19 protein-coding genes are annotated in these 24,223 nt (G+C 49.8%); 1 reads left to right on the forward strand and 18 read right to left on the reverse strand.

Translation table 11 applies throughout. The features are described from left to right. Positions 1–8 precede the first annotated feature (8 nt). From CLV60_RS20490 to CLV60_RS20570, 17 genes are all read right to left on the reverse strand, one after another. A complete protein-coding gene (locus CLV60_RS20490; RefSeq protein ID WP_106597252.1) occupies positions 9–926 on the reverse strand; it encodes a PfkB family carbohydrate kinase in 918 nt (305 codons plus the stop codon). Positions 927–969: 43 nt separating this feature from the next. Next, entirely contained in the window at positions 970–1,677 is a 708-nt protein-coding gene (locus tag CLV60_RS20495; RefSeq protein WP_106597253.1) for an HAD family hydrolase, read from the reverse strand. 222 nt (positions 1,678–1,899) lie between these two features. Continuing rightward, the gene (locus tag CLV60_RS20500; RefSeq protein WP_229211067.1) at positions 1,900–2,904 is read right to left on the reverse strand and encodes a lysylphosphatidylglycerol synthase transmembrane domain-containing protein; all 1,005 of its coding nucleotides are present in this window, start codon (positions 2,902–2,904) and stop codon (positions 1,900–1,902) included. A 22-nt stretch (positions 2,905–2,926) separates the two neighbouring features. After that, positions 2,927–3,886 (reverse strand): CDP-alcohol phosphatidyltransferase family protein, encoded by a 960-nt coding sequence (locus CLV60_RS20505; protein WP_106597255.1) that lies wholly within the window; start codon positions 3,884–3,886, stop codon positions 2,927–2,929. After that, positions 3,886–4,755 carry a hypothetical protein gene (locus tag CLV60_RS20510; RefSeq protein WP_106597256.1) on the reverse strand — a complete coding sequence of 290 codons (870 nt, stop codon included), beginning with the start codon at positions 4,753–4,755 and terminating at the stop codon, positions 3,886–3,888. Before CLV60_RS20510 ends, CLV60_RS20505 begins: the two co-directional genes overlap by 1 nt. Positions 4,756–4,834: 79 nt before the next feature. After that, the gene (locus tag CLV60_RS20515) at positions 4,835–5,548 is read right to left on the reverse strand and encodes a nucleotidyltransferase family protein (RefSeq protein WP_106597257.1); all 714 of its coding nucleotides are present in this window, start codon (positions 5,546–5,548) and stop codon (positions 4,835–4,837) included. 27 nt (positions 5,549–5,575) lie between these two features. Next, positions 5,576–8,146 (reverse strand): DUF5686 and carboxypeptidase-like regulatory domain-containing protein, encoded by a 2,571-nt coding sequence (locus tag CLV60_RS20520; RefSeq protein ID WP_106597258.1) that lies wholly within the window; start codon positions 8,144–8,146, stop codon positions 5,576–5,578. Between the two features lie 114 nt (positions 8,147–8,260). Then, entirely contained in the window at positions 8,261–9,271 is a 1,011-nt protein-coding gene (locus tag CLV60_RS20525; RefSeq protein ID WP_106597259.1) for an NAD-dependent epimerase/dehydratase family protein, read from the reverse strand. Beyond that, complete coding sequence (locus CLV60_RS20530) at positions 9,268–10,389, reverse strand: GNAT family N-acetyltransferase (RefSeq protein ID WP_106597260.1); 1,122 nt, start codon at positions 10,387–10,389, stop codon at positions 9,268–9,270. Before CLV60_RS20530 ends, CLV60_RS20525 begins: the two co-directional genes overlap by 4 nt. Then, complete coding sequence (gene spt / locus CLV60_RS20535) at positions 10,386–11,597, reverse strand: serine palmitoyltransferase (protein WP_106597261.1); 1,212 nt, start codon at positions 11,595–11,597, stop codon at positions 10,386–10,388. Before spt ends, CLV60_RS20530 begins: the two co-directional genes overlap by 4 nt. A 450-nt stretch (positions 11,598–12,047) precedes the next feature. Beyond that, positions 12,048–15,194, reverse strand: a complete 3,147-nt coding sequence (locus tag CLV60_RS20540) for an efflux RND transporter permease subunit (protein ID WP_106597262.1) — start codon at positions 15,192–15,194, stop codon at positions 12,048–12,050. 18 nt (positions 15,195–15,212) lie between these two features. Further along, positions 15,213–16,262, reverse strand: coding sequence for an efflux RND transporter periplasmic adaptor subunit (locus tag CLV60_RS20545; RefSeq protein ID WP_106597263.1), 1,050 nt, complete (start codon positions 16,260–16,262; stop codon positions 15,213–15,215). A 277-nt stretch (positions 16,263–16,539) separates the two neighbouring features. Continuing rightward, entirely contained in the window at positions 16,540–17,856 is a 1,317-nt protein-coding gene (locus CLV60_RS20550; RefSeq protein WP_106597264.1) for a TolC family protein, read from the reverse strand. Positions 17,857–17,912: 56 nt separating this feature from the next. Then, the gene (locus CLV60_RS20555; RefSeq protein ID WP_106597265.1) at positions 17,913–18,524 is read right to left on the reverse strand and encodes a TetR/AcrR family transcriptional regulator; all 612 of its coding nucleotides are present in this window, start codon (positions 18,522–18,524) and stop codon (positions 17,913–17,915) included. Positions 18,525–18,680: 156 nt separating this feature from the next. Next, positions 18,681–19,175 (reverse strand): DUF421 domain-containing protein, encoded by a 495-nt coding sequence (locus CLV60_RS20560; protein ID WP_106597266.1) that lies wholly within the window; start codon positions 19,173–19,175, stop codon positions 18,681–18,683. A gap of 58 nt (positions 19,176–19,233) precedes the next feature. Further along, positions 19,234–20,223, reverse strand: a complete 990-nt coding sequence (locus CLV60_RS20565) for an FAD:protein FMN transferase (protein WP_106597267.1) — start codon at positions 20,221–20,223, stop codon at positions 19,234–19,236. 138 nt (positions 20,224–20,361) lie between these two features. Beyond that, positions 20,362–20,556: a hypothetical protein gene (locus CLV60_RS20570; RefSeq protein ID WP_106597268.1), complete on the reverse strand. Its 195-nt coding sequence runs from the start codon at positions 20,554–20,556 to the stop codon at positions 20,362–20,364. A gap of 447 nt (positions 20,557–21,003) precedes the next feature. Here CLV60_RS20570 and CLV60_RS20575 point away from each other — a divergent pair, with 447 nt between their 5' ends. Then, positions 21,004–22,590 carry an amidase gene (locus CLV60_RS20575; protein WP_106597269.1) on the forward strand — a complete coding sequence of 529 codons (1,587 nt, stop codon included), beginning with the start codon at positions 21,004–21,006 and terminating at the stop codon, positions 22,588–22,590. A gap of 156 nt (positions 22,591–22,746) precedes the next feature. On the opposite strand, the gene CLV60_RS20580 is transcribed toward CLV60_RS20575, so the two are convergent. After that, positions 22,747–24,204 carry a hypothetical protein gene (locus tag CLV60_RS20580; protein WP_106597270.1) on the reverse strand — a complete coding sequence of 486 codons (1,458 nt, stop codon included), beginning with the start codon at positions 24,202–24,204 and terminating at the stop codon, positions 22,747–22,749. Positions 24,205–24,223: the final 19 nt, after the last annotated feature.

Below are 24,223 nucleotides of genomic sequence, written 5' to 3' on the forward strand. Positions count from 1 at the left end.
AACTACATTCAAAAAATGGCTTGTGCGATCATCTCACGGTCGCATTCGCCGTACTGTAATACTTCCTGCACCATTTCGGCATCGCCGGAAAAAGGCCCCGACGACTGGATTTTCAGCGTCGCCATCGCCGCCCCGAATTCGCCTGCTTCCTGCACGCCCGCGCCCTTCACGCGCTGGCTCAGGTAGCCGGCCATATAGGTGTCGCCGCAGCCCGTCGCGTCCACGACGTCGGTTGGCTTATAGGCCGGAATCTGGTAAAAATGGTCGTCCTTATAAATTAGTGAGCCTTTGCTGCCCAGGGTAATGATGACTTCCTTTACCCCCAGATTGGCGAGATATTTCGCACCTTCGATCACGTCGCTCGTGCCTGCTACCACCTCCATTTCGAACTCGTTGGCTTTGAGGATGTGGATGTAGGGCAATGCTTCTTTCTTATCTTCCCAGTCTTTGTACAGCACCTTCTGGTCTTTCACATAGCGCAGGTAACCCTGGATGTCCAGCGAAACCTTGCCTTTCGCGGCCAGCATTTTGATCAGGTCCACGGTAATGTCGTCCGAAAGCAATGGGCCTAAATGGAAGTACTTTGCTTCGATGGCCGGCATTTGAGAGACAGTGAATGGAGCTGCCTTGTGCAGCACATTCTGCTCGCGGTGGTCCTGGTTGGCGCTGTAAATGTTTTCGAAATAAACGGTGTAGGGGCTGTTCTGGGAAAAAACTTCGATGTTCTCCTCCCGCAGGCCTGCAACGATATGGCTTTCCTTCTCAGCCAATGCCGTTACGAGCATATAGCGGACGTCGAACTGCCGGAGCGCCTTCGAAAAATAGAACGAAGTGCCCCCGGGCATATACTTGACAGACTGGGCAGTAACTACTTTATCCAAAGTGATATGCCCGATGGTACAAATGTCGTACATGGTACTTTTCATTTATTTTCACCAGGCATTAAAATGCCTGGCCAAAAGTTAATTATTAACCCAGGTTTTTAATGGTGTCAGCCACCTGGGCGAAATCTGTAATTTCAGCATCGGCGACCGATGCCTGCATTTTGGTATCTTCTTCGAATCCCGCCACATTCAGCCAGATCGCCTTCGCGCCTGTTGCCTTTGCAGGCAGAATGTCTTTGGAATAGGAATCGCCTACCGCCACGCATTCCTGCGGAAGAAAGCCCTGCGCTTCCACGCCCAACTGCCATATCGCGGGGTCGGGCTTCCGGACGCCGACCACTGCCGATTCGACGACAGCCTGGAAATAATGCGCAATGCCAAATTCCTTTAATACGCTATTCAGGTTTCCGTAAAAGTTGGAAACCATCACAAGAGGGTATCCGGCGGCGAGGTTTTCTAGTACCGGCGCTGCCTTTTCAACACTAGTGCGTGCGACGCGGTCACATTCGCGGGCGATGGCCTCGATGGCCTGGCTGTCCAGCTCGTATCCGTTTTCTTTCAGATAGCCAAACTGCTGCTCCACTTTGAGAAACAGCACATCATAAAACACATGATGCGGCTGGATGATCGGATGGATAGCCAATGCCCTCTCGCCAAACTTGTATGCACTCGCAAATGCTTCTTTGTCAACCTTTACATGATTATGCTGATACGCATCCCACAAAACATTGGCCCAATGCAAGCCATTTGTATCGATTGTACCGCCATAATCAAATAAAATTCCTTTAATCATTTTTATCAGTTTCCAGGGATTGAAATCCCTGGCTATTAGATTTTTATATCAATTCTTATTCAAAATATATCTGCCAGCTTCATTTATTGCACTAGCTTTTTTGCTTATAGCTAGCTTCTGGTCAGTTGTCTAAAGACAACTGCAATAGATTTTGCCTGTGCATTACAATCCAGAAGCCAATCCCCTTGCCCCGGTCTTTAGCCCGGGGATAACAGATAAAGATCACTGGCTAATGGGCACTGGTTCCAGTTCTGTACTGTCCAGCTGCTTGTTTTTTGTTTTTCTATTAATAAGAGCTAATCCAATAATAATCCAGACTATCTCCCTGATCCTCAATACAACCCCTATAAAAATCCCCTGCGCCGCAGGCAATCCCACACTTCTCAATGCCAATGCCAGGCCGCCTTCGCGGGTACCGAGCTGCATCGGAAAGAAGAAAATCAGGTTCGCGAACAGCGACGAGCCGGAGCTTACAATCAGCGATTGGGCCAATGTCATTTCCATTCCGATGGCGTGGGCCGTGAAATAGATTTCCAGACAGCCGATTACTCTTCCCGCAAATTCATAGAACAACGAAACGTAGAATGCGTTCCTCCGATCCGAGTACAACACCCGGATTTGCTCATCGACTTCATAAAGCGTTTCCGCATTTTTAGTAGCGAATTCGCAGGCTTTGTTTTTGATAAAAGGCACCTTTTCCAGCAAGCGGAACGTGCTCACAGTAAAGCCTTTTTTATATACATTAATAAACCAATACCCTAGCACGAGCCCCACCACCAGCAGAATACCGCAACCGGCCAGCATTACGTCGCTCAATGGGACCACCGCCACAATCAGCACAATTGACACCAGCCAGAACAGCACGTGCGAAAACATGTGCATCAGGCTGTACAGCAGCACCGAGGAAGTCGCCTTCTGAATGCCGAGCGTCGGTTTCAGCTCCATGATGCGGTAAGGTTCGCCGCCTAATGCCACGAATGGCGTAATGTAGTTGATCGCATAACCCGAGATCGTCAGCCGCAATACCGACCAGAACGACATATTCGTTTCCGGCAGTTGCGGTTCGCGGATGATCGCGCGGAATGCGAGGGCATTCAGGATGTAGATCACCAGCCAGCTACCGATCACCGGCAGGAACCAGATGCCCGTACGGTTGATATTTTCCCAAATCACGAGCAACCCTGTGCCATAAATCATATAGCCCAGCGAGAAAATTCCGATTGCCATGAAAAGGGCTTTGTACAACTTGCTACCCATTGTATTTGCCGGCGGTTATCTCCTTGTAAAAATGGTTGCTTACCTGCTCCTGCTTCACGATCATGTAAATCAGGATCGGGTTCAGGACGAAAATGTCAAAAAAGAAATAGATCCACGACTGGTCCAGGAACAGCCAGAGGAACAGGAATATCACCCGGGTATTGAACTGGACGATATTGGTATATTTCATCAACGGCTTGTTCTGCGCGCGGAAATCGGTAATGAGTTTCGCGGGAAGGCCATTCTGGTACTTTTCCTTTACCACAGCCAGTAGTTTCTGCAATTTGGGCGAAAAGAACTCCTGCTCTTTGGTATAATTCAAATACAGCCGTGCCACGAGCTTCATGCCAAACTGCCGCGTCCAGCTCATTTCATCGTATTCTTTCTGCAAATCACGGCTGTTGTCGAGCTCACTGCCATTGGTGCCTTTGATAAAAAACAAATGCACGTTCCGGTAGTAATCCGCCATGGCCGACTGGATCATGTGTGACACGCCTGCCACCACGCCCGGTACCCAAATCCACGCCGTCCAACCCTCTTCCATGCTCCGCAAACAGATCGCAATGTGAATGGCGATGAACCAGAAATCGCCTGCGGCCCCGTCGAGAATGCGTCCCAGGCGGCTCTTATCGTTCGTCATCCGTGCGAGCTGGCCGTCGGCGCTGTCGAGCGAGTTGGCAAACATCAGCGACAACATCCCGAGCACGTTGATCCACAACTGCTGCGGATAAAACAATATCCCTGCCGCCACGCCGAAGAAAATACTGATAATCGTCACCGGGTTCGGGCGCAGGCCTACTTTGGCGCAAAACAATGCGATTTGGTAGCCGATCGGCCGGTAAAACCAGATGTCGATCTTCTCCTCGGTATCGTTCGATTTCAACGAATTCTCGAATGCCGAGGTTTTTTCGGGTTCTTCTGCCAATGGGCGGGGTGTGGTGGTTGTCTCCATTAATTGTTGTTCAAAAATCTTTGGTAAAGCCGGCCGGCAATATGCCCGGCAGCCTGGTCACGGCACGGTGCGAAACTGGGCCAATCGTTGAGGTCGATGATGCGAAAATCACCGTCTTTCCCGATAATGGCATCGCCCCCGTAAATATCGATCCCCACTACCCCTGCCGCTTCGTTGGCGGTATTCTGCAAACCTTCGGCGCTGAACGGGTAATACACCGAATTTCCGTTGATCTGCTGATACTCCGCATATTTATGGTGATTGGCGTCGTAGGGGTAGAACCAGAAAAAGAAATCCGTGCCCCTAACCCCGTAAAACTTCACCAAATCCCCCACCAAATGCTGGGAAATCACCGCGTCGGGGATTTCGCGCAATGCGTATTCCCGCAAAATATCCTTGGCTTCCTCGCGCGATGCGGCAAACGACACATCTTCCTTATGGATGGCGTGGAAATCGCCCCGTTTGATCCAGTAACCTTTTCCTTTGATCTGATCAAAAACTTCGTCTCCCTGGTAATCGGTCGGTACGATGTAGCTGTCCGCAACCGGGATATTGGCGTTATTCAATGCGTTGGTCAGATTGGTCCGGAAGCAGTTTTCAATACCGAATGCGGAGTTCAAAACCTGCGTGCCATTCCTTTCCAGTTCCTGTAACTTGGCCACGACCTGCTTTTGGCGTGCCATGGTGAAAATCTTGCTATAATTCACTGTTTCCATCGCCAGGAACTCATCTTCGCAACAGATGGTAATGCGGCATCCCAGTTTTTCGAGCTCTTTCGCCGTTTGGGAAAAAATCGCATCGTCGTTCCCGATATGGTTGGGCGAGAACTTTTTGTTTCGGTGCACGCCCAGAATTTCTAATTCGTTCATCTAATGGTGTTGACCGGCAAAACGCCCCGGTCAGTTAGTAATAAATTGGTGTCAGATCAGTGTGTGTCAATGCTTGCTATTAATAAACTACTTCGCCGCTCAGAAACAGCTCTGCCGTTTGGATATCGCTCACATGGTCCACGTCCACGATTTTGGTGAATGGGTAGGCTTTCAAATGCAAACCATCCGCTACCAGCTGCCGCTGGAAGTTCCGCATGCGGCTCACGCCATTTTCTACGGCCACATTCACTGTTTCGATCGCTTTCCGCCTGAGACAATAAATCCCGCCTGAAACAAACGGGGTGTCGGTACTATTATCATCAGTGAATGCAGTAATGCGGTCATCGTCGTCAACTGCTACGTAGAGCGGACTTTCGTCATCGATGAATGCAGTTACCGCCATCTGGCCTTCCAGATCTTTATTTTCAGCAAACTCGGTAATGAATGTGCTGAATTCCTCTTCACGGAAAACAGTATCCGTGGTAGTAAGGCAAACCTCGCTCAATTCCGGGTCACTTTTGAACAACTCGTAAACACTATGCAGTGAGCTCGGTGTGGTTTTCTTCACAATTTGAATCGGCAGGTTTTCACTCATGCCCATCAAATGCATTTCCAGCAGCGGCGACTCTTCGTTGATAATCACCAGAATTTTCTCCGCATTATTCCGCATGAAAATTCCGATCAGCCGGTCGATCAGCATTTCGCCATGCAGGCTCACCATAGGTTTCGGAAGTGTAAAACCTTCTTTCGCGAGTCGTGAACCCTCTCCTGCTGCTATGATTGCGTAATTCATGTCAATGTCTCTTTTAAAATCAATGCCCTAAAAATCAAGCCTGAAACGCGCCCGGATACCCCATTCCGATACGTTCGGGTTGTCGAGGTAGGTAAAACGTTTTACTAGGTCTACGCGCAACAGCTTGAAAATGTTGGCAATACCCACACTGCCTTCGATATAAGGCTCGCGCGACAAAGTATAAGTAATCGGCCGCCCCTGATCGTCGGTCGCAAAGCGGTACAGCGACGGGTTGAATGCCGGGTTGTTCTCATCCCGCAAGCCGCCCATCAAACCTTTGAAACTCACTACCTCTCGCAGTTTCAGCCTTTTCAGCAACGGTATTTTGTTGAACAGAAAGCCATTCAGGTAATATTGCACATCCAGGCTCGCATAATGGTCGCTCGCGAATTCCAGGAAGTTCATCAGGTTGTATGAATTCAGCTGGTAAGCGTACGTCTGGTTCGCGCGGTGGATCGTCAGCAGCGGGAATTGTATTTGTTTACCAAAAATATAACCGCCCTCCGCTGTAATATCCGCGAATCCGAACTGCGACAGGTAAAAGCGCTTCTGAATATTCAATGCCACGTTGTGGTAATTGTTTTCACCTTCAAAAACCCCTTTCAAACCCGCATTGTAGCGCAAGGTGAAAATCGGGTATTTGTTGATGATCGGCGTGCGGTACAACTTACCTTGATAGTATTGCTCATGCGGTGCATAGCGGAACTCGATATTCGCCTCGGTATTGTTCAGCGACATCGCGTTTTCGAGTTCCCCACCCTCGTTCAGGTGCTCGTAGCGCAGCACGCCCGCGGGAGTTTGTTTCCATTGGGTAAAACCGATTTTGTACGAAAAGCGGCTTTCGAACTCGCGTACGTATTCGAGTTTGTAAATATCATTGTACAACCACCGGTTATTATCCCCGCGTTTGAACGACAACAGGAAGTTATCCTCCTGCACAAACTGCAATTCCTGGCCCGGAATCTTTGTATCGCGCTGGTAGCTCGCCCGGATGTAATGCAGCGGGAAGTGGTATACCGATTTGTTATTGAATGAATAGGTACCGCTCAAAAAGTACTTCCATTTCCGGTCCTTAAAACCGTAAGCCGCGTAGGTTTCGAAATACACCCGCTTGCTCATGTCCGTAGTAGTACGGCCGCCGAAACGCAGGCGGAAACCCTCCACCGGGTTAAAGCTGTAAAATGTATTCACCGGCCCTACTTCCACGGCACCAAACGACTTGTAGCCGGAAAGGAAAAGCGTAGCAATGTCCATCGTGCGCTTGAACGACGGGATCGTTTGCAGCGTGTCGATATTCTTGTAAATATCCAGCTCGGTGCGTTCCAACGGAATATGCCGCTTGCTGGCCCAGAACGATTCGTTCGTTTTGATCTCCGGGTCATACACAATCTCTTCGCCCGGACCTCGGTAAATGCTGTCGGGGCGCGACTGGTTAATGGTATAATCCTTGAAATTCACCGTCCGCTGGCCATACAACCCGCCGTTCTTCTCGCCCAATGCAAATTCCATTGCGAGCGTCGATTTGTTCATGAAGTACCGGCCGTCGGCACCTTTCTCGAATTCCAGACGCGCTTCGAGGTCGCGCATGAAGTTGAGGTTAATGTCTTTGTTGACGGTCAGGTAGGCATTCTGTACACCGTATTTGCCATCGAGGGTAACATAAAGTTTCCCTTCAAAAAGCATGTCCGTTTTGTTCCGTGGTACAAAACCCAGCTCGATCAGCTGCGGCTCCGCGGTTTTAATGGTATCGCGGATAAAAAACTTATAAAATGTCGGTGCGGAGTTCGCGATCGGACTCAGCAACAGGTTGGTGGCGATGGAGATATCGTTGTCATAAATGTTGATATCTTCATACAAACGGTTGAAATAAGCGCTCAAACCGTCGTTATCCACAAACTTCGCGTCAAATTCGGCCCGGCGGTTGGCCAGCACGTATTGTTTCTTGTTGTAGGGGCTTTTACGGAAATAAATTTTCGACAGTTTTTCCTGAATGTAAGCCGGGAGCATATTCTTGCCACCCATTGCCGTAGAATCCTGGCTTTTGAACAAAAACTGGTAGTTCCGGAAAATGCGTTTGTCCTTGAAATCGTCGGACAGGTTGCTCAATGCGAGCGATATTTTTTCGTACTGTTCGTATTCTAAATAGTTGTTGCTCGACGGCTTGTTCTCATCCTTGTGCGCGATCACCTCACGGATGAGTTGTACCGCCGGATTGTCCTTGTTCCGGTACCGGGCCTTGGTTTTAACGGTTACCTCTTTCAGCATGGAAGCATCCACAGCCATTTTCACGTCGATCGTCTGGCTTACACCCGGTTTGATCGGCTTTTCAACGGCCATATAACCTACATAAGTGAATTTGATCGTCGAATGGTCTTCACGCAATGTCATTGCGTAACGGCCATCGGCGTCGGAGGCGGTCCCCATGGTTGTTCCCGGGATCAGGATCGACACGAACGGCAGGGTTTCACCTGTCTTGGCGTCTGTAACGGTACCTTTTATAGTTGTCGTCGACTGTGCGATGGCCATTCCCAAGCCGACCTGCAAAACGCTGATCACCAAGAGTGTATATAGCCATATCGACTTACTGATTGCTTTCATGTTGGAACGTTCGTCACGTGTTTGGGCTGCCCTCTGCTTGTTTGAAAATCATGTACGCTGCATACCTGCCGGCAGATTTACCGGCCGCAGCTCATGATCAAGCGGGTTCGATAGTTATAGCCACTTATTCTCCTTATACCAGGTCAATGTCTCTGCGAGGCCTCGGTGCAGATTATATTGCGGTTGGTAATGCAGGCGACTTCGGGCCGCATCTATGCTACAGATCCAGTTAGGGGCTGTGAGTTCTTTTAGTTTTTCTTGGTTTAAAACCGGTGTTGTTGATGAATTTGCATAAACAAGATCCAGGAACCGGGCGATCGTTTCGACGAGCAGCAGCGGCAGGTGCGTGCGGAAAATCTGCTTTCCGCTGATAGCCCTGAACTGGTCTGCCAATGCGTAACGGTCGTATGCCTGTCCGTCCGAGATATTGTAAACCGTAATCTCCTTCTCCGTTTCCCTCAATGCGGCCATAGTAGCCGTCACGAGGTCTGTTACATACACGAAACTCAACCTTTGCGGTCCTTTGCCGATGTAGGCATCGAGGCCTTTGCTGAGTGTTTTAAAAAGGACGAACAAGTCCTTTTCGCCGGGGCCATACACTGCTGTCGGGCGGATAATGCTCAGCGGCAGGCCATTCACTGTTTTCAGGTATTGTTCGGCCAGCAGCTTGCTTCTTCCGTAATCCGTCACCGGAACAGGCAAGGTTTCCTCTGTAATCGGCTGGGCCGCATTGTAAGCCGCGGGGCCTAGTGCCGCGAGGCTGCTCAAAAACACAAACCGCTTCAACGGAATATCCGCAGACACGGCAGCCTGCGCCAGATTCAGCGAATATTCCGCATTGACCAGGTTATAGGCAGCAGCGGTTTTGGCTTTTGTCACTCCCGCCGCGTGGATGATGTAGGTATAGCCTCCATCTTCCAGCAGCTTCGTCAATTTATCTTTGGAACTGAAATCAGCATTCACATACACGAGGTCCTGCGGATCTGCATCCAGCTTTTTCAGGAAACTCAGGTCGCTGCTCGGCCTCACCGCCGCATGTACTTCCATGCCCGCTTCGAGTGCCGCCGCTACCAGGTGGTAACCTATAAATCCGCTGGCCCCTGTTATGAATAGCTTTTCTTTCATATCGGTTTCTCAAACAATCTGTACCGCTTGTACAGCTTCCCATTGATCTGCTCGATGGCGTGGTTCATGAGATAATTCTCTTCCAGCATCCAAGAGCATTCCCCGCCCGTCACTTTGGTGCCGTAGGTGTTCTTGATAATGCGGCCGTACAAACAGGCTTCGATACCCATTTTGCGGTAGCCGTCGATCACCCCGAGCGTGAGTACGCGGATGCGCGTGATGTTCTTTTTGCCAAACAGTAACTTGAAAATCCCGGTCGGCAGCAAACGTCCACGCTTGATTTTGATCAGAATCTGGTTGATATCCGGAATACCAAGTATAAATCCTACCAGTTCAGCTCCTTTTTCAGCAACCAGACAGTACCTCGGATCAAGGATCATTTTCAGGTCCTTGGCCAGGTAATCAAACTCTGCCTCGGTAGTCGGTACAAAACCCAGGTTCTTGTCCCAGGCCTTGTTGTACACTTCCCGGATCTTCACGACTTCATTCTTGAAGTCTTTCAGATTAACCTGCCGGATGGTGATACCGCTTCTTTTAAGCCTCTCCTCCAACGCGTCGATCATCCGCACCGACTTGTCATTGGAATCCGCCACATTGATTTCGTAGGCCAGCAAATCGGTTTTCTTCGTCAAACCGGCCTTTTCCAGCAATGGCAGATAATAAGGCGCATTGTAAGGCATCATCGCCATCGGCGGCCGGTCGTAACCTTCGATCAGCAGACCGCAGGTTTCATTGGTTGATAAATTAACCGGCCCTACAAGCGTGTCAGCTCCTTTTTGCTTTACCCAGGCAGTGGCCTCCTGCAACAGGCCGTCCACCACCTTCTGGTCATTTACGGTATCGAAAAAGCCGAAAAAGCCGTCTTTTCGATTCGTAAATGCATTGTGGTTCGTATTATAAATCGCCGCTATCCTTCCGTTCACCTTGTCTCCGTCGTAGGAGAGAAATAGTTTCACCTCCGAATGCTCGTGGAACGGGTGTTTACCCGGTGTGAGCATGTCTTTTTGAGCAATGAACAGTTCCGGTACATAATTCGGATCGTGCTGATACAGATCATGCGGAAAATCAATGAACTTGCCTAATTCCTTCGGAGTGCTTACGGGGGCTATGCGGGTCATAGTCTTTGTCTTTCGATAATTGCGTCAGGACAAACCTCACGGTAAATGCGGGACATCTTATCCACTGCCTCCTCGATCTGGCCGAATGTATGCGTAGCCATCAGCGAGAAACGGATCAGTGATTGTTCCGGGCGTACCCCTGGTGAAACCACCGGGTTCACGAAAATCCCCTCGTCCTGCAATCTGCGTGTCATGATGAAAGTCTTCTCGTTGTCGCGGATGTACAGCGGCAGGATCGGGCTTTCGGTTGCGCCCAGGTCGAAACCATTCACGAGCAGCAACTCTTTCGCGTATCTTGTATTGGCCCAAAGACGCTCCATGTGGTGCGGCTCGGTTTCGATGATATCCAAAGCAGCCAGTGTGCTTCCTACGGATGCGGGCGTCATGCTCGCGCTGAACATGAGCGAGCGAGCGCGGTGCTTCAGGTAATCGATCACGGCTGCGTCGCCGGCGATGAAACCACCCAGGGAAGCCAGCGACTTGCTGAATGTTCCCATAATGAGGTCTGTCGTTTCGGTCAGGCCGAAGTAGGAAGCGGTTCCCGCTCCTTTGTCACCGATTACCCCAAGGCTATGCGCGTCGTCGACGAGCACGGTGGCATCGTATTCCTGTGCGATCGCATTCAGTTCAGGGAGTTTGACAATATCCCCTTCCATACTGAAAATACCGTCGGTCGCGATCAGCTTTACAGCTTCTTCCGGCAGGAGAGCGAGCTTTTTACGCAGGTCCTCCATGTCGTTGTGCTTGTATTTGATCACTTTCGAGAACGACAGGCGGCTTCCGTCGATAATGGAAGCATGGTCGCTTTCGTCGAGGATCAGGTAATCGTTACGGCCGGTGAGGCACGATAGTGCGCCCAAATTGGCCTGGTAACCGGTACTGAACAGCACTGCACCTTCTTTTCCTACATATTTGGCCAGGCGGCGTTCCAGTTCCTCGTGGATGTCGAGCGTTCCATTCAGGAAGCGTGAACCGGCACAGCCTGTTCCGTATTTCTGCGCTGCCTTTTGCGACGCTTCAATGATGTAGGGGTGGGAGGTTAGACCCAGGTAGGAGTTGGACCCGAACATCAGGACCGGCTTCCCGTTAATAATAACCTCTGTGTCCTGTCCGGACTCGATCGGTCTGAAAAAAGGATATACACCTTTTGCTCTTGCAATCGCCGGGTCTTTGAATTCGGCGATGCGATTATTTAAGATTTTACCCATAAGTAATTTGTGTCAGAATCAACAGCTTGTTTTAGTGGGGTGCCTACCGGCATCAGGCTGCGGCCTGATAAAGACATCAGGCAAGTCAGTTGGTATTGTAGCTATAATCTCCCATGTTAAATACTATTAGATCGTGAGTCTGGTTGTTTGATTTTTACGCTTGTTGACCCGTCATCGATTGCCTTTGAATAACTAATTTCTACCGTTGAGAAACTCCTATTTTGATTCGGCAATAATTCGGGTTAAGAGGTAAACCCCATACCGGGCCGACTAGTTCATTAAAATACCCGTTCATTTTGTATTTTTCGGGTAAAAAGAAAAAAAATGTTTTGCCCTGTTTCCGTACACAGACCTGTAACCACCAAGCTCTGACCGACTTTGCGTTTGCAGGAAAAATTTAAAGTGACCGGACAAAACATTAATTTTTTCATGTTGCCAGACTCAGTTTCCCTAAATTTCTTCCACTACAACGCTTTCCTGTACGTTAGCCGACTTCGCTCTCCACGTCTTCCACTTTTCGCCCAGCCTGTCCACCAGATAATATGCCATTGGCACGAGGTAAATGGTGAGCAGCATCGAACTCGTCAAACCACCGATCAGTACCCAAGCCAGTGAATTCTTCCATTCGGCCCCGGCGCCGGTTGCGGTGGCTATCGGCACCATCCCGATCACCATTGCAATGGTAGTCATCAGGATCGGACGAAGGCGTTCTTCACCGGCAATCAGGATCGCTTTCCGGAATGGAATGCCCTCCGCCTTTTGCTGGTTGGCAAAGTCCACGATCAGGATCGCATTCTTCACCACGAGACCGATCAGCATCAGCATACCGAGCATCGCGAATATGCCGATGTTCGACGACGATAATGCCAGCGCCAGCAACGCTCCGATCACCGCTACCGGGATCGAGAACAGTACCACGAACGGGTACACAAAACTGTCGTAGAGCAGCACCATGATGAAATACACGAGCATCAACCCCGCCAGCATGGCCAGCCCCAGTGAACCGAAGCCCTCGCTCTGGTTCTTCGCGTCACCGCCCCAGGTAAGTATAATGTCGTCCGGGAGCGGATTTTCCTTTAAACCGGCCTGAATATTACTCACCAAAGTTCCCGATCCAATCCCTAATGTATTGGCGGTAACAGTGACGGATGAGCGACGGTTTTTGCGCTCTACAATACTCGGGCCAGTACTCAATGTCACATCCGCAAACTGTGCAAGCTGTACGGATTGTTTAGCAACCGGGCTGTAAAATGTAATCGCCTTCACATCTTCCGGGTTTTTGCGGTCGAATGCGTCCAGCATAATGCGGATATCGTAGTCTTCTCCCCCATCCCGGAATTTGGAATCGTCGTTACCGGCAAATGCATTCTGCATCGTAGCACCGACAGTCTGAATGTCCAGGCCGAGTTTCGCCATTTTTTCACGGTCGATATCCACGCGTACCTCGGGGTTACCCGCTTCCACGGACACGTTCACGTCGTTTGCCCCGGGCGTTTTCCGCAGGCGGTTCGCGAGATCGTTGGCTGCGGCCAGGATTTTATCGAGATCGTCGCCACTCAGGAACACCTCGATAGGCGCAGTTCCCGAATTCACCATCCCGATCGCCGCCGAGTTGAATTCCACCCCTGCGAATTTTTGTTCCAGTTCTTTCCGTACTGCCAGCATGTAATCTTCGGTAGGCTGCGCATTCTTCCGTTCGGCTACCGGAATGAGCTCTACCGTCAATTCAGTCCGGTTCGTTTCGCCGCGGCCAGAGCTGTTGAGGCCCGTGCTCGCGCCACCCACGTTCGCGAAAATCGTTTTCACTTCCGGCTTCTTGCGCAGGTAGTCTTCGATGCTCCGTGCGGTGAGGTTGTTCTGCTGTAATGATGCGCTTTTGTCGAGCTTCATCGTGAGCAGGAATTTCCCCTGATCACCTTCCGCCACGAACTCCGAGCCGATAATGCCCAGGCTCATTACCCAGCCCGTCATGACCACGATTGCTACCAATATTCCTGAGAAAGCCAGTTTGTGCCCCAGCACCCATTCCAGGGAGCCATGGTACCATTTTGTCAATGCTGTCAAGCCTTTTTCGAACCAGATCAGGAATGCCTGCGCCGGATTTTTTGGATTAAGACGTTCGACCTTCGCCATATTGGACGTCATCCACGGAGTTAATGTAAAACTCACCAGCAAACTGACCATTGTCGCAAAGGCCACTGTCAATGAAAACTGCCTCAGCAAGTCGGCAATCACCGAATTCACCATGGTAATCGGTACGAAAACGACCACGATTACGAGCGTGATGGCCAATGCGGCAAAACCGATTTCCGTCACGCCTTCTACCGTCGCATCCCAGCGGTTTTTACCCATTTCCAAATGCCGCTGAATGTTTTCCAGGATCACAATCGAGTCGTCGACCAGGATACCAATCACGAGCGATAGCGCTAGGAGCGTCATCAGGTTGAGCGAGTAGCCCATCACATACATAAAAAGGAATGCGGCAATGAGTGACGCCGGTACCGAAACCATCACAATGAATGCATTCCGGAAACTGTGCAGGAACAATAGCATCACCACGGCTACCAGTATTACCGCAATTACCAAATCGTGCGTCACCGCCTCCACAGATTCCAGTGTGAATATCGAACTGTCGTACGCGATCGCGAATTTGATTTTGTCCTTCGCATTAGCCTTTTCAATAGAAGCCAGCTTGGCCTGCACCGATTTGCTGATCTCGACAGCATTCGCATCGGATTGTTTCTTGATAAACAAACCAATACCATTCACACCATTGTACCGGCTGATGCTTTCAGCGTCGGTAAGACCGTCGGTAATTTCCGCCACGTCGCCTACACGGATCGGGCTGTTGTTTACCGGCGAGGTAATGACGAGATTACGAATATCGTCCAGCGAGGCAAATTTGCCGGCCAGGCGGAGCGTCATATTCTCCGACGTACTTTTCACTTTTCCCGTCGGGAAGTCGAGATTGGCCTGGTTAATCGCCTGAGTTACCTGCAAAAGCGATAACCCGTAGAATCTTAGTTTGTCATTATTAACATTAATGCGGATCTCGCGCTGGTCGCCGCCGGTCATGGTGATCTCGGCCACGCCTTCGATCTGCTGCAACATCGGCAGGTATTTGTCTTCTACCTGTTGGTAAAAAACTTCGTTGGGCAGGCTGGAAGTCGCGAGCAGCTGCATAATGGGTTGGTCGCTCGGCGAGATTTTGGACAGCGAGGGCGTTTCCGCGTCATCGGGTAAGTCGCTGAGCATGTTGTTCACATCGCGCTGGGCATCTTCCAATGCCTTGTCGATATCGGTACCCGCTTTAAACTGCACGATCACGAGCGACGCGCTTTCCATCGATTTGGAAGTCACGTCTTCAATATTATCCAGGCCAGACACCGCATCCTCAATCTTCTTGCTGACCTCGGCCTCTACCTCCGTCGGCGCCGCGCCTGGATATAATGTGGTAATCGTAATAGTAGGAACTGAGAACTCCGGCAGCAGCACATAGCTGAGCTGGTTATAGGAAGCCAGCCCGCCGATGAACAGGATCGCGAACAACACGATGATCATCGAAGGGCGCTTCAATATGGTTTCAATGAATTTCATGAGCTTGTTGATGAAGTGTTATTGCGCAATAACCGATGTCCCGTTTTGCAGATTGATCTGCCCGCTGGTCACGACGCGGTCGCCTGCTTTCAGGCCTTTGGTAATCTCATAGTATTCATTCGTCGTCGCACCCACGCTCACGTCACGCAATGTGGCCTTGCCGTTTTCCACCACATACAGCTGCGGCTGCTTCGCTGAACCCATAATGGCCTGCCGCGGAACGGCCAATGCCTCGCCTTTTACCTTCGAATCGCTTGCAATGGAGCCGTACATGCCCGCTTTCAATGGGTTAGTAGCTGAATTCTGCACGGTAATTTCCACCGGATAGTTATGTGCCTCGTCGCCCTGGGCTGCTATCATCGTCACGCGGCCGGGGAAGCTCGCATGCGGGTATACATCCGTGCGTACGGGAATACCCTTACCGGTTTTGAACTCATTCACCGATTTTTCGGGGATATTAACCACCAGTTTCAACGAAGAAATATCGGTGATCTCCGCTATCGGCGTTCCCTGACTCACCACCGAGCCTTTTTCTACCATTTTGGCCGTAATAATGCCTCCAAACGGCGCGATAATGCTGGTATTTTTAATCTGTTTATTCAATTGCTTGATCTGCGCCTGCGTGCTGCGGATGCTGAGCTGCGTCCTTTCCACATTCACTGCTGGAACAGCGTCGCCTTTCACCAAAGCTTCGTAACGTTTCAGGTCGTTCTGATAACCTTCCAAAGTCACCTGCAATGCTTCCACCTGGTAATGCAGCTGTTCGTCGTCGATCTTCGCGATCAGTTGTCCGGCCGCCACGTGCTGGCCTACTTCTACATTCAGTTTCACGATCTCGCCGCTCGCCTGCGGACGGATTTCAGCCTTCCGGTTAGGATTAAACGATCCCAGAAACCCGGATTCCTGCGACAAATCGCGCAATTCTGCGACGGCCACCTTCACCCCTACTTTCGGATCGGGATCGGGGATGTACACTTTCTGCTCCGTTTTTTCCTTGTTGCTCAGCAACTTCGCCGCCGTAAGCCCCAGCACGGCAATAATTCCCAGGAAGATGAATAGACGTTTCATAATGGTTATGGTGTTGAAAAGTGTTGGCCTGTGTGGTCATTTGTAGTCAGGTATTGTCATTTGTCGTCAGGTATTGTCAGATTTAGTCAAGTATGGTCAGGTGTTGTCAGATATTGGAGAGAGAACTACACTTGACTATACTTGACTACACATGACTATCAATGACCACACCTGACAATTCCCGACTTACTTGGTTCCAGTTTGCTGATGATTACTTTTAGTCGTTGATGAAGTGCCTGTCTGTTGATGAATACGGCAAGATTGATGAAGTATAATGTTATTTCTGAACCAGTTGCCCGGTTGCTTTTTTCCATTCTAGCTCGGCTTTCAGGAGCTGCACAAGTGAGGTCAAATAGTTGCTCTGTGCGTCGAGAAGGCTGTTTTCGGCCTGAATCACGTCGGTAAGCGATACCGTCCCTTCCTTGAATTGCAGCTGGATTTGTTTATAAACTTTCTCCGCTAATGCTACCTGGTCCTTTTTGGCATTGATATTCCTTTGCTCCACACCGAACTTGTTTCGGGCATTGTTTTCCTCCATTTGAATGGCTTCCCGTACCTGTCTTAGCTGCACGTCGAGCTTCTCCCGGTCGATCTGGTTCTGGCTCCGTTTCGCCTTACGTGCCATGCCATCAAACACATTCCAGTTGAGCTGCAAACCTGCCCAGTAACCGGGTACATCCTGGAAAGTCGAGTTTTCTCCCCCTTGCGCATAGAACGCCATATTGGCTACCCCATAGGCATTTACCGTGGGAATCAGACCCGAACGTATATTCTTGTCCTGCAACTCGTTAATATCTTTTTGCTTTTGCAGCAGGGCCACATCCGTGCGCCTCGTTTTGTCCCAATCGGCATAAGCAGGAAGCGCTACATCACGAACGCTAACAAGTATACGTACAGAATCACTCTGCGGGATTCCTGTGTAGTATTTCAAAAGGTTAACCAGCTGATTATAATTGTCTTTCAGCGTCGCCTGCTGTGTTTCCGTCGCAGTCTTGTTGATGAGGATCCGGTCGACGTCCACACGTTGCCCGAGTTTATTCTGGTACAGCAAATCCGAAACCTTGTAAAGCCGGTCGAGCGAAATGAGGTTGCTGTCGAGAAAAGCCATCTGCTGGACAACGGTAACGAGGTTATAATAGGCATCCGTCACATTGTAGGCAACATCTTCCTTGGTTTTGGTCGTACTGAGCGAGGTAAGCTCGCGGTTCAGGTTCGCCGCTTTCAATGCATATTTCACCGACGGATTGTACAGTGCCTGAGTCACTTGTGCCGTAGTCGAGAGGTTGTAGGGCAATCCGAACGACAGCGTCGTAAACTGTCCCTCCGGCCCGCCGAAGGCACTCGCCGGCACCACTTGCCCGGGTATCTTGAAATACCGCTTGTAATCCCCCGACACATTCAGGCTAGGCAGCAACGCCGAACGCACCTCGTCAATCTTCGCATTCGTCTTTGCCTCATCGAGCCGGGCGGCCTGAACACTGAAATCGTTTTTCATGGCCAGGTCCAGCAATTGGTTGAGGTCGTACTGTTGCGCCTGCGTTCGCTGGAAAAGCATCAGGCATAGCATTCCCGTGACATGGAACAGGTGTTTCATGGCTAGAACAAATGTTTATTTTAAATGTTTGTTTAATGAAGCGGCAAAAAAAATGGCTATCCGATCACCAGATAGTTGCACACCATTGCCTTAATGTGCTCCTTTTGTTCCTCAGCGTACCGCTCGAAATCCTCGTCGGTCATCATGAAAAGCTCCTTATGGATTTCTTTCCCCATGAATATGAATTCCACGCCGCATTTGATCAGCGGAAGAATGTTTTCAAGCTGCATGGGGCGTAACGTACCGTTTGCGGCTCCCTCTTCCAACTGCTTTTTGAGATAGGTTTCCCGCACCTGCCTGAATATCGACATATCCGGGAAAAGCCTTTGCGGTGATTTGTGGATCTCGTTCATGATGAATATCACCAGATCTGGCTCCTTTTTCATCATCGCAAAATCGTTGTCGATAATCTCCGAGATCTTTTGCTTTATATCAATGTCCTTGTTCAGGATCGTGAGCATGTTCTGAAAGTACTCTTCCAGCACATCTTTGAAAATTTCCAGAAACAACTTCTCCTTGCTTCTGAAATAGTAGTTCGTCAATGCAATATTCATATCGGCCTCCTTCGCAATGTCACGCGAGGTCGTACCGTCAAAACCTTTTTTCAGAAAAACACGCTTTGCCGCCTCTCTTATCTTATCCTCACTTTTTTCTGTAACGCACTTCACGATTCCGGGTGTGTTAGGTTGTTAATGATTGCAGCTGCTTATTGAATCAACGGATCAAAGTTGTGCAATTGAAATTACAATGCCAAATGTTTCAAATATAAATTTTAAACAACCATTTAAAATATTCATTTGAAACTAATATTTATCGGTTTTATCCTATTCTTCCGCTTTTTTCACAAAGCTGATCTGACCATTATTTTCCATATATGCGCTTTTGATACTATCGAAACTTTCCACATGCATGTTGTTACGAAGGCTCGCATAAAGGTCTGATTCACTGATGAGTGCGCGGCGCATATTGTCATGCATCAGCCTTCCCTTCTCGAAAAGTACGATCTTCTGCCCCTTGATCAATGCGCCAAAGCGGAGGTTCAGGGCACCAAGCCACGCACCCAGGCGATGCAACACGGCAATGACGGTGGCAGCCGCAATAGTGGGCACAAATTCCGAAGCGCCCACCACGGCCCTGCTCAGGATGGCACCGAGCAGGATTACGATGATGTTGTCAAAAGGAGATTTCATACCGAAAGAGCGCCTTCCGGCAATGCGAAGGAGAATGAGCGTGATGATAAATATCACCACCGCCCGGGCCGACATCTGGAGAGTAGTCTGGTTTTCGCCCTCTCCGAAAAGCTGGGTAAGGATTTCCATAAAGGTAGCTGTTCGTTTCCTGCTCACCTGCAAAAAACAAACCAGCTCCCCCTGGCCTCTATTCAAGCATATTCCATTCCGCGACGCGGTCACCCTGCTTTTCGACCAGCCACACTTTGCTGCTTTTGAAACGTTTGAGGTACTTTTTACTCTTTTCAATACCCGCCACACTGAATGCGGTCGCCAGCGCGTCCGCCACCGTCCCATCGGGCGAGATGACCGTCGTGCGCACGTGGAAAAGCAATCCGATGCCTGTTTTCGGGTCTACAATATGCGAATAACGCACACCTTTGTATTCCATGTAGCGGTAAGTCGGGCCCGAAGTTGCGAGCGCAACATTGGACAACTGCATGGCTTTCAACGAATCACTGCCGTTGGAAACATTGATATTCCATCCTTTGGTACCCGGAGGCGGGTTGGTGAGCACGATCTTCCCGCCAGCGTCCATCATAGCGGAAGTAATACCCATTTTTTTGAGCTCTTTAACAGCTTCTTCGGCCGCATAGCCTTTGCCCAAGCCACCGATATCAAGCCGCATGCCTTTTTGCATGAGCATAATGCGGTGCGTTTTCTTATCCATTTTCAACTTTGAATAGCCGGTGCGCGCCAGGGCGTCGCGAATTTCCTCCTCCGGCGGGAATATCCCCTTACGTGTCGCATGACGCCACATTTGTACCACAGGCCCTAACGTTGCGTCGAAAACACCGCCTGTTTTCGCACTGATATCCTGCGAAACGGCCAGAATGTCGAAAAGGTCCTTGCTTACCGGCACCCATTTTCCGCTTCCCGAAGTAGCAGAGAGCCGATTGATCTCGCTGCCATCGCGGTAATCGCTCATGATCTCATTCAACTCCTCCACCCTTTTAAAGGCACGGTCGGCCGCCAATTGAGCGATTGAATCACTGGACGTATAAAAAACGAGCTTGAAAGGCGACCCCATTAATCCCTTTTCGAAAGTGTAACGTTGTTCCTGCGCACGGAGGGGAGAAACGAAAGTAACCAGAGCGGCAAAAATCAGGAGTAGAAAAAGCTTTGAAAATGAGGCCATTGGAATAAATAAGGGTAATCGTGCGGCAAAACTACTTCATTTCAAGCAATTAGCAGGCAGCGAATCAGGATAAAGTAGTAACGACAGAAGGGGTACGGACATCCCGTCCGTACCCCTTCCGCTTCCGGTAGTTATATATCAGTATTCGCTATACTCGTCTATCAGATTGCTTTCCTCAGCCTGGTGATGATGATGTGCATTAATGGCATCTTTAATCATTCCTGCACCTATAAACGGCAGGGAAACAACAGTCGAAATAATCATTGCGAAAAACATAATAGTTGCAAAAAATAACTTCCCGGAATACCCAACCACTTTCATTAAGAAGTTCATGCTATTTTCATTAAGAAGTTCATGCTATTGCAATTATTTAACCATAATTTTCATTAATAAAGTTACAAAAAATAACTATGCCAGTCCAATAAAATATATTTATTTTGGCAGGTAGTTTAATGATTTATAGCCGTTTAACGACACAAAAGAAACTAGTTAGTAGCATCCATTCTACAAAACATAGAAACATTTTCCCCGGCACGTAATCAATTGTAAAATTCATTTCACATCGACACACCTTCCCGTATTCATGAATAATTTTTTCTCCTCTTTTTTCAGAATCATTTTTGCCGGAATCCTCGGTACAGCTACCGTCCTCACGACAATTATCATGTCTCCATTCCTGCTGATGATGTGGATTTGGAAAAAACTCAGTGATAAGCCTCCCCATCAGTAAAAACAGAAGTTTCTATATTGCAGGTAAACAGTACCTGACAACGCACTCTCATGAAAAGAAGAAACTTCCTAAGAATTGCTCCGGCAGCCGGATTGTTTACCATAATACCCGCCTTCGCCCGGCCTGCGCGAACGGCCGCCCCCGGTGGATACGCAGAAATGACCGTCGCGGAAATGCAGAAACAAATGCAGTCCGGCAAGTTGACTTCCCTGGCCTTGACACGCCACTATCTCGATGAAATAGGCCAGATTGACAAAGCAGGCCCTAAACTTGCATCGGTCATCGAAGTTAACCCCGACGCACTCAAGATCGCGACGGCGCTGGACAAAGAACGCAAATCGGGTAAAATACGTGGCCCGCTGCATGGTATCCCGGTTCTTCTAAAAGACAATATCGACACCGCCGACCGCATGAAAACCACTGCCGGTTCACTCGCGCTGCTCGACAACATAGCTGCAAAGGATGCGTTCCTCGTAACCCGACTCCGGGAAGCGGGCGCGGTGATTCTCGGCAAAACTAATCTGAGCGAATGGGCCAACTTCCGGTCGACGCGGTCGTCCAGCGGTTGGAGCAGTCGCGGCGGGCAGACCCGGAATCCGTATGTACTGGACCGTTCTCCCTGCGGATCAAGCTCAGGTTCGGCCGTGGCCGTAGCAGCCAACCTTTGTGCGGTGGCAGTCGGTACCGAAACCAATGGCTCCATCGCCTGCCCGGCATCGATGAACGGCGTGGTGGGCATCAAGCCTACCGTCGGCCTGGTAAGCAGAAACGGCGTGATTCCTATTTCCCAAACGCAGGACACGGCCGGCCCATTCGGACGAACCGTCGCCGATGCAGCTGCATTGCTTGGGGCTATGGCAGGTCAGGACCCCGCTGACATCACGCAGCATAAACCCCATCAGGCGCTGCCTACCGATTACAGCATCTACCTGGATCCCAACGGACTGAAAGGAAAACGTATTGGTGTGGAGAAATCCATGCTGCAAATGCACGAGGGCATCGACGCGTTGCTGAGTAAGGCATTGGTGCAGCTCAAAGCCGCCGGAGCCGAAATCGTAGAAGTAGAATACATGAAAGTCCAGAAGCTGCCCGGCTCGGAATCGCTGGTGCTGCAATATGAATTTAAAGACGGCATTAACCGGTACTTGTCGACATCGAATGCAAAGATCAAGTCGCTCGAAGGCCTTATAGAGTTCAACAAGGCCAATAAGGCAAAGACGATGCCTTATTTCGGTCAGGAACTTTTCGAATTATCACAGGCCAAAGGCGATTTGAATACCAAAGAATACAAGGACGCGCTGGAAAAAATCAACGGTGTAGCCGGCGCATTGAATAACCTGATCGACAAGCACAACCTCGACGCATTATGCGGCCCATCGACCGGAGCCGCCTGGTGTACCGACCTCGTCAACGGCGACTTCTGGACCGGCTACGGTTCCTACGGCCCGGCTGCATTGTCGGGCTTCCCGTCGATTACCTTACCCATGGGCATGCTCAGCGGCCTGCCGGTCGGGATTTCGTTTCTTGCAAAAGCATACCAGGAACCTGAACTGATCCGCATCGCGTATGCGTATGAGCAGGCCTCACGGAACCGCGTCGCGCCGGGGTACCTGAGAAGCCTGCGGCTTGACGGCTGATCGCCGACGACCGACCGCCGAGCACTTGACTTTCTATCGTCAGTTCTGGTCAGTTGTGGTCAGGAATGGTCATTATAGTCAGGAATTGTTATTTGTTGGAATAACAACGCATTCGGCGGTCGGTGGTCGGCCGTCCGTGGTCAGGGCCGCAGGCCCCTACCGCGCCAAATACCGCTCGTAGAACGACCCCTTCTGTCCCAGAAACTGGTTTGCTTCCTGCTGTGAGTAGATCGCCTTTCCCAATTGGTAGAAATCCTCGTACTGATTGTAAGGATAGGGCGTGAATTTCACTTTCTCGGGAAACAGCGAATGCGTGACTACATTCTCTGTCAATGCACGTTTGATGTGCGACAACGGTACGACCAACCCAAGCACAAGGAAAATGACAATCGGGTAAGCGATGCGCATCTTGTACCAGCCGGGATATTCTTTCACCCATTCGGCAAACCGGTGGAGTATAAAAAGCGACAACAGCGTAAGCACAGGGGTACTTCCACGCAGGAACCAGTCATTCCATTTGCCCATCCGGAAGAGCGATATGGCTATCAGGAGCAGGAATAAGCCGTGGATCACATTGGCATACTGGCTCTTGTGGAGTTTCAATATCAGCACAATGCCATACAGCACGGCAAGATCCACCACCACCCCAAAAAAATAATGGAATGCAATCTCATTCCGCGGGTTGAACTGCCAGATAAAGCCGGATACGACCGAACTTTTCCCTTGTAGGAAGAAGAAGAATGTGGGGATGAATAGCAGACCCGGCAAAAAAAGGTCGAGCATCGGCCTCGGTTTAAGGAAATACTGTGGCTCTTTATAATAGCGCAGGACGATCAGCATTCCGAAGATGATCACGAAGACAATGGAAGGAAAAATCCCCCAAATGAAAATGGAAATAACTGCCAGAAAGCTCTTTTCCGGCTTTTTGTCATACACATAATCATGGAAGAGAATGCAGGAGACGATAATAATCGGAATCAGCTGATTGGGCGCCCATTGCGTTTGGTACAACACCGGCCATATTTCTGTAAAAAAAGGCGGGACATGGTAATTAAGCCCAATGGCGTGCAGAAACAAGACTTTGGTAACATGGCCGATCCCGCCCAGCGAAAGAAAAAACACCAGGGCCAGATAGCTTCTCTGGGTGAAAATGAGGATCCAGCAAATACCGATAAAGAGACCTATCGACGCCCACAAGTACAATGCAATACCCGAAGGCTCTCCTAACCCTTTCGAAATCAATGCCGGGACGAGAAAGAAACCGAAGTAATGGCAGGCATAGCGACCGTTTTCCTTGAAAGTAACCGGCCATGATTGGTTATACAGCGTGTAATACTTCGAATTATGCGCCCAGAAATCGAATGCCTGAAAGCAAAAGCCGCCTATTCCCGAAAAAGCGATGATTGCGAGCGAAATGAATGCGACCTCGACCATATGACGCGTTGCGAGGTCGGTCTTCAACGTTTTCTCGCGACGGTAACTGAGGACATACATCGCTACAAGCCCCACGACCAAACACACCGAAATGGGCATTCTAAACCAGCTGATGGAAAAAATCAGGTTAGGTAACAGCAAATAACCCAGACTCAAATTGCGAAGTACAGTTGTTTTCATTCAGTAATCGGCATTCCAT

The organism is Dyadobacter jiangsuensis, from assembly GCF_003014695.1.
GTDB classification, from domain to species: Bacteria; Bacteroidota; Bacteroidia; order Cytophagales; family Spirosomataceae; genus Dyadobacter; species Dyadobacter jiangsuensis.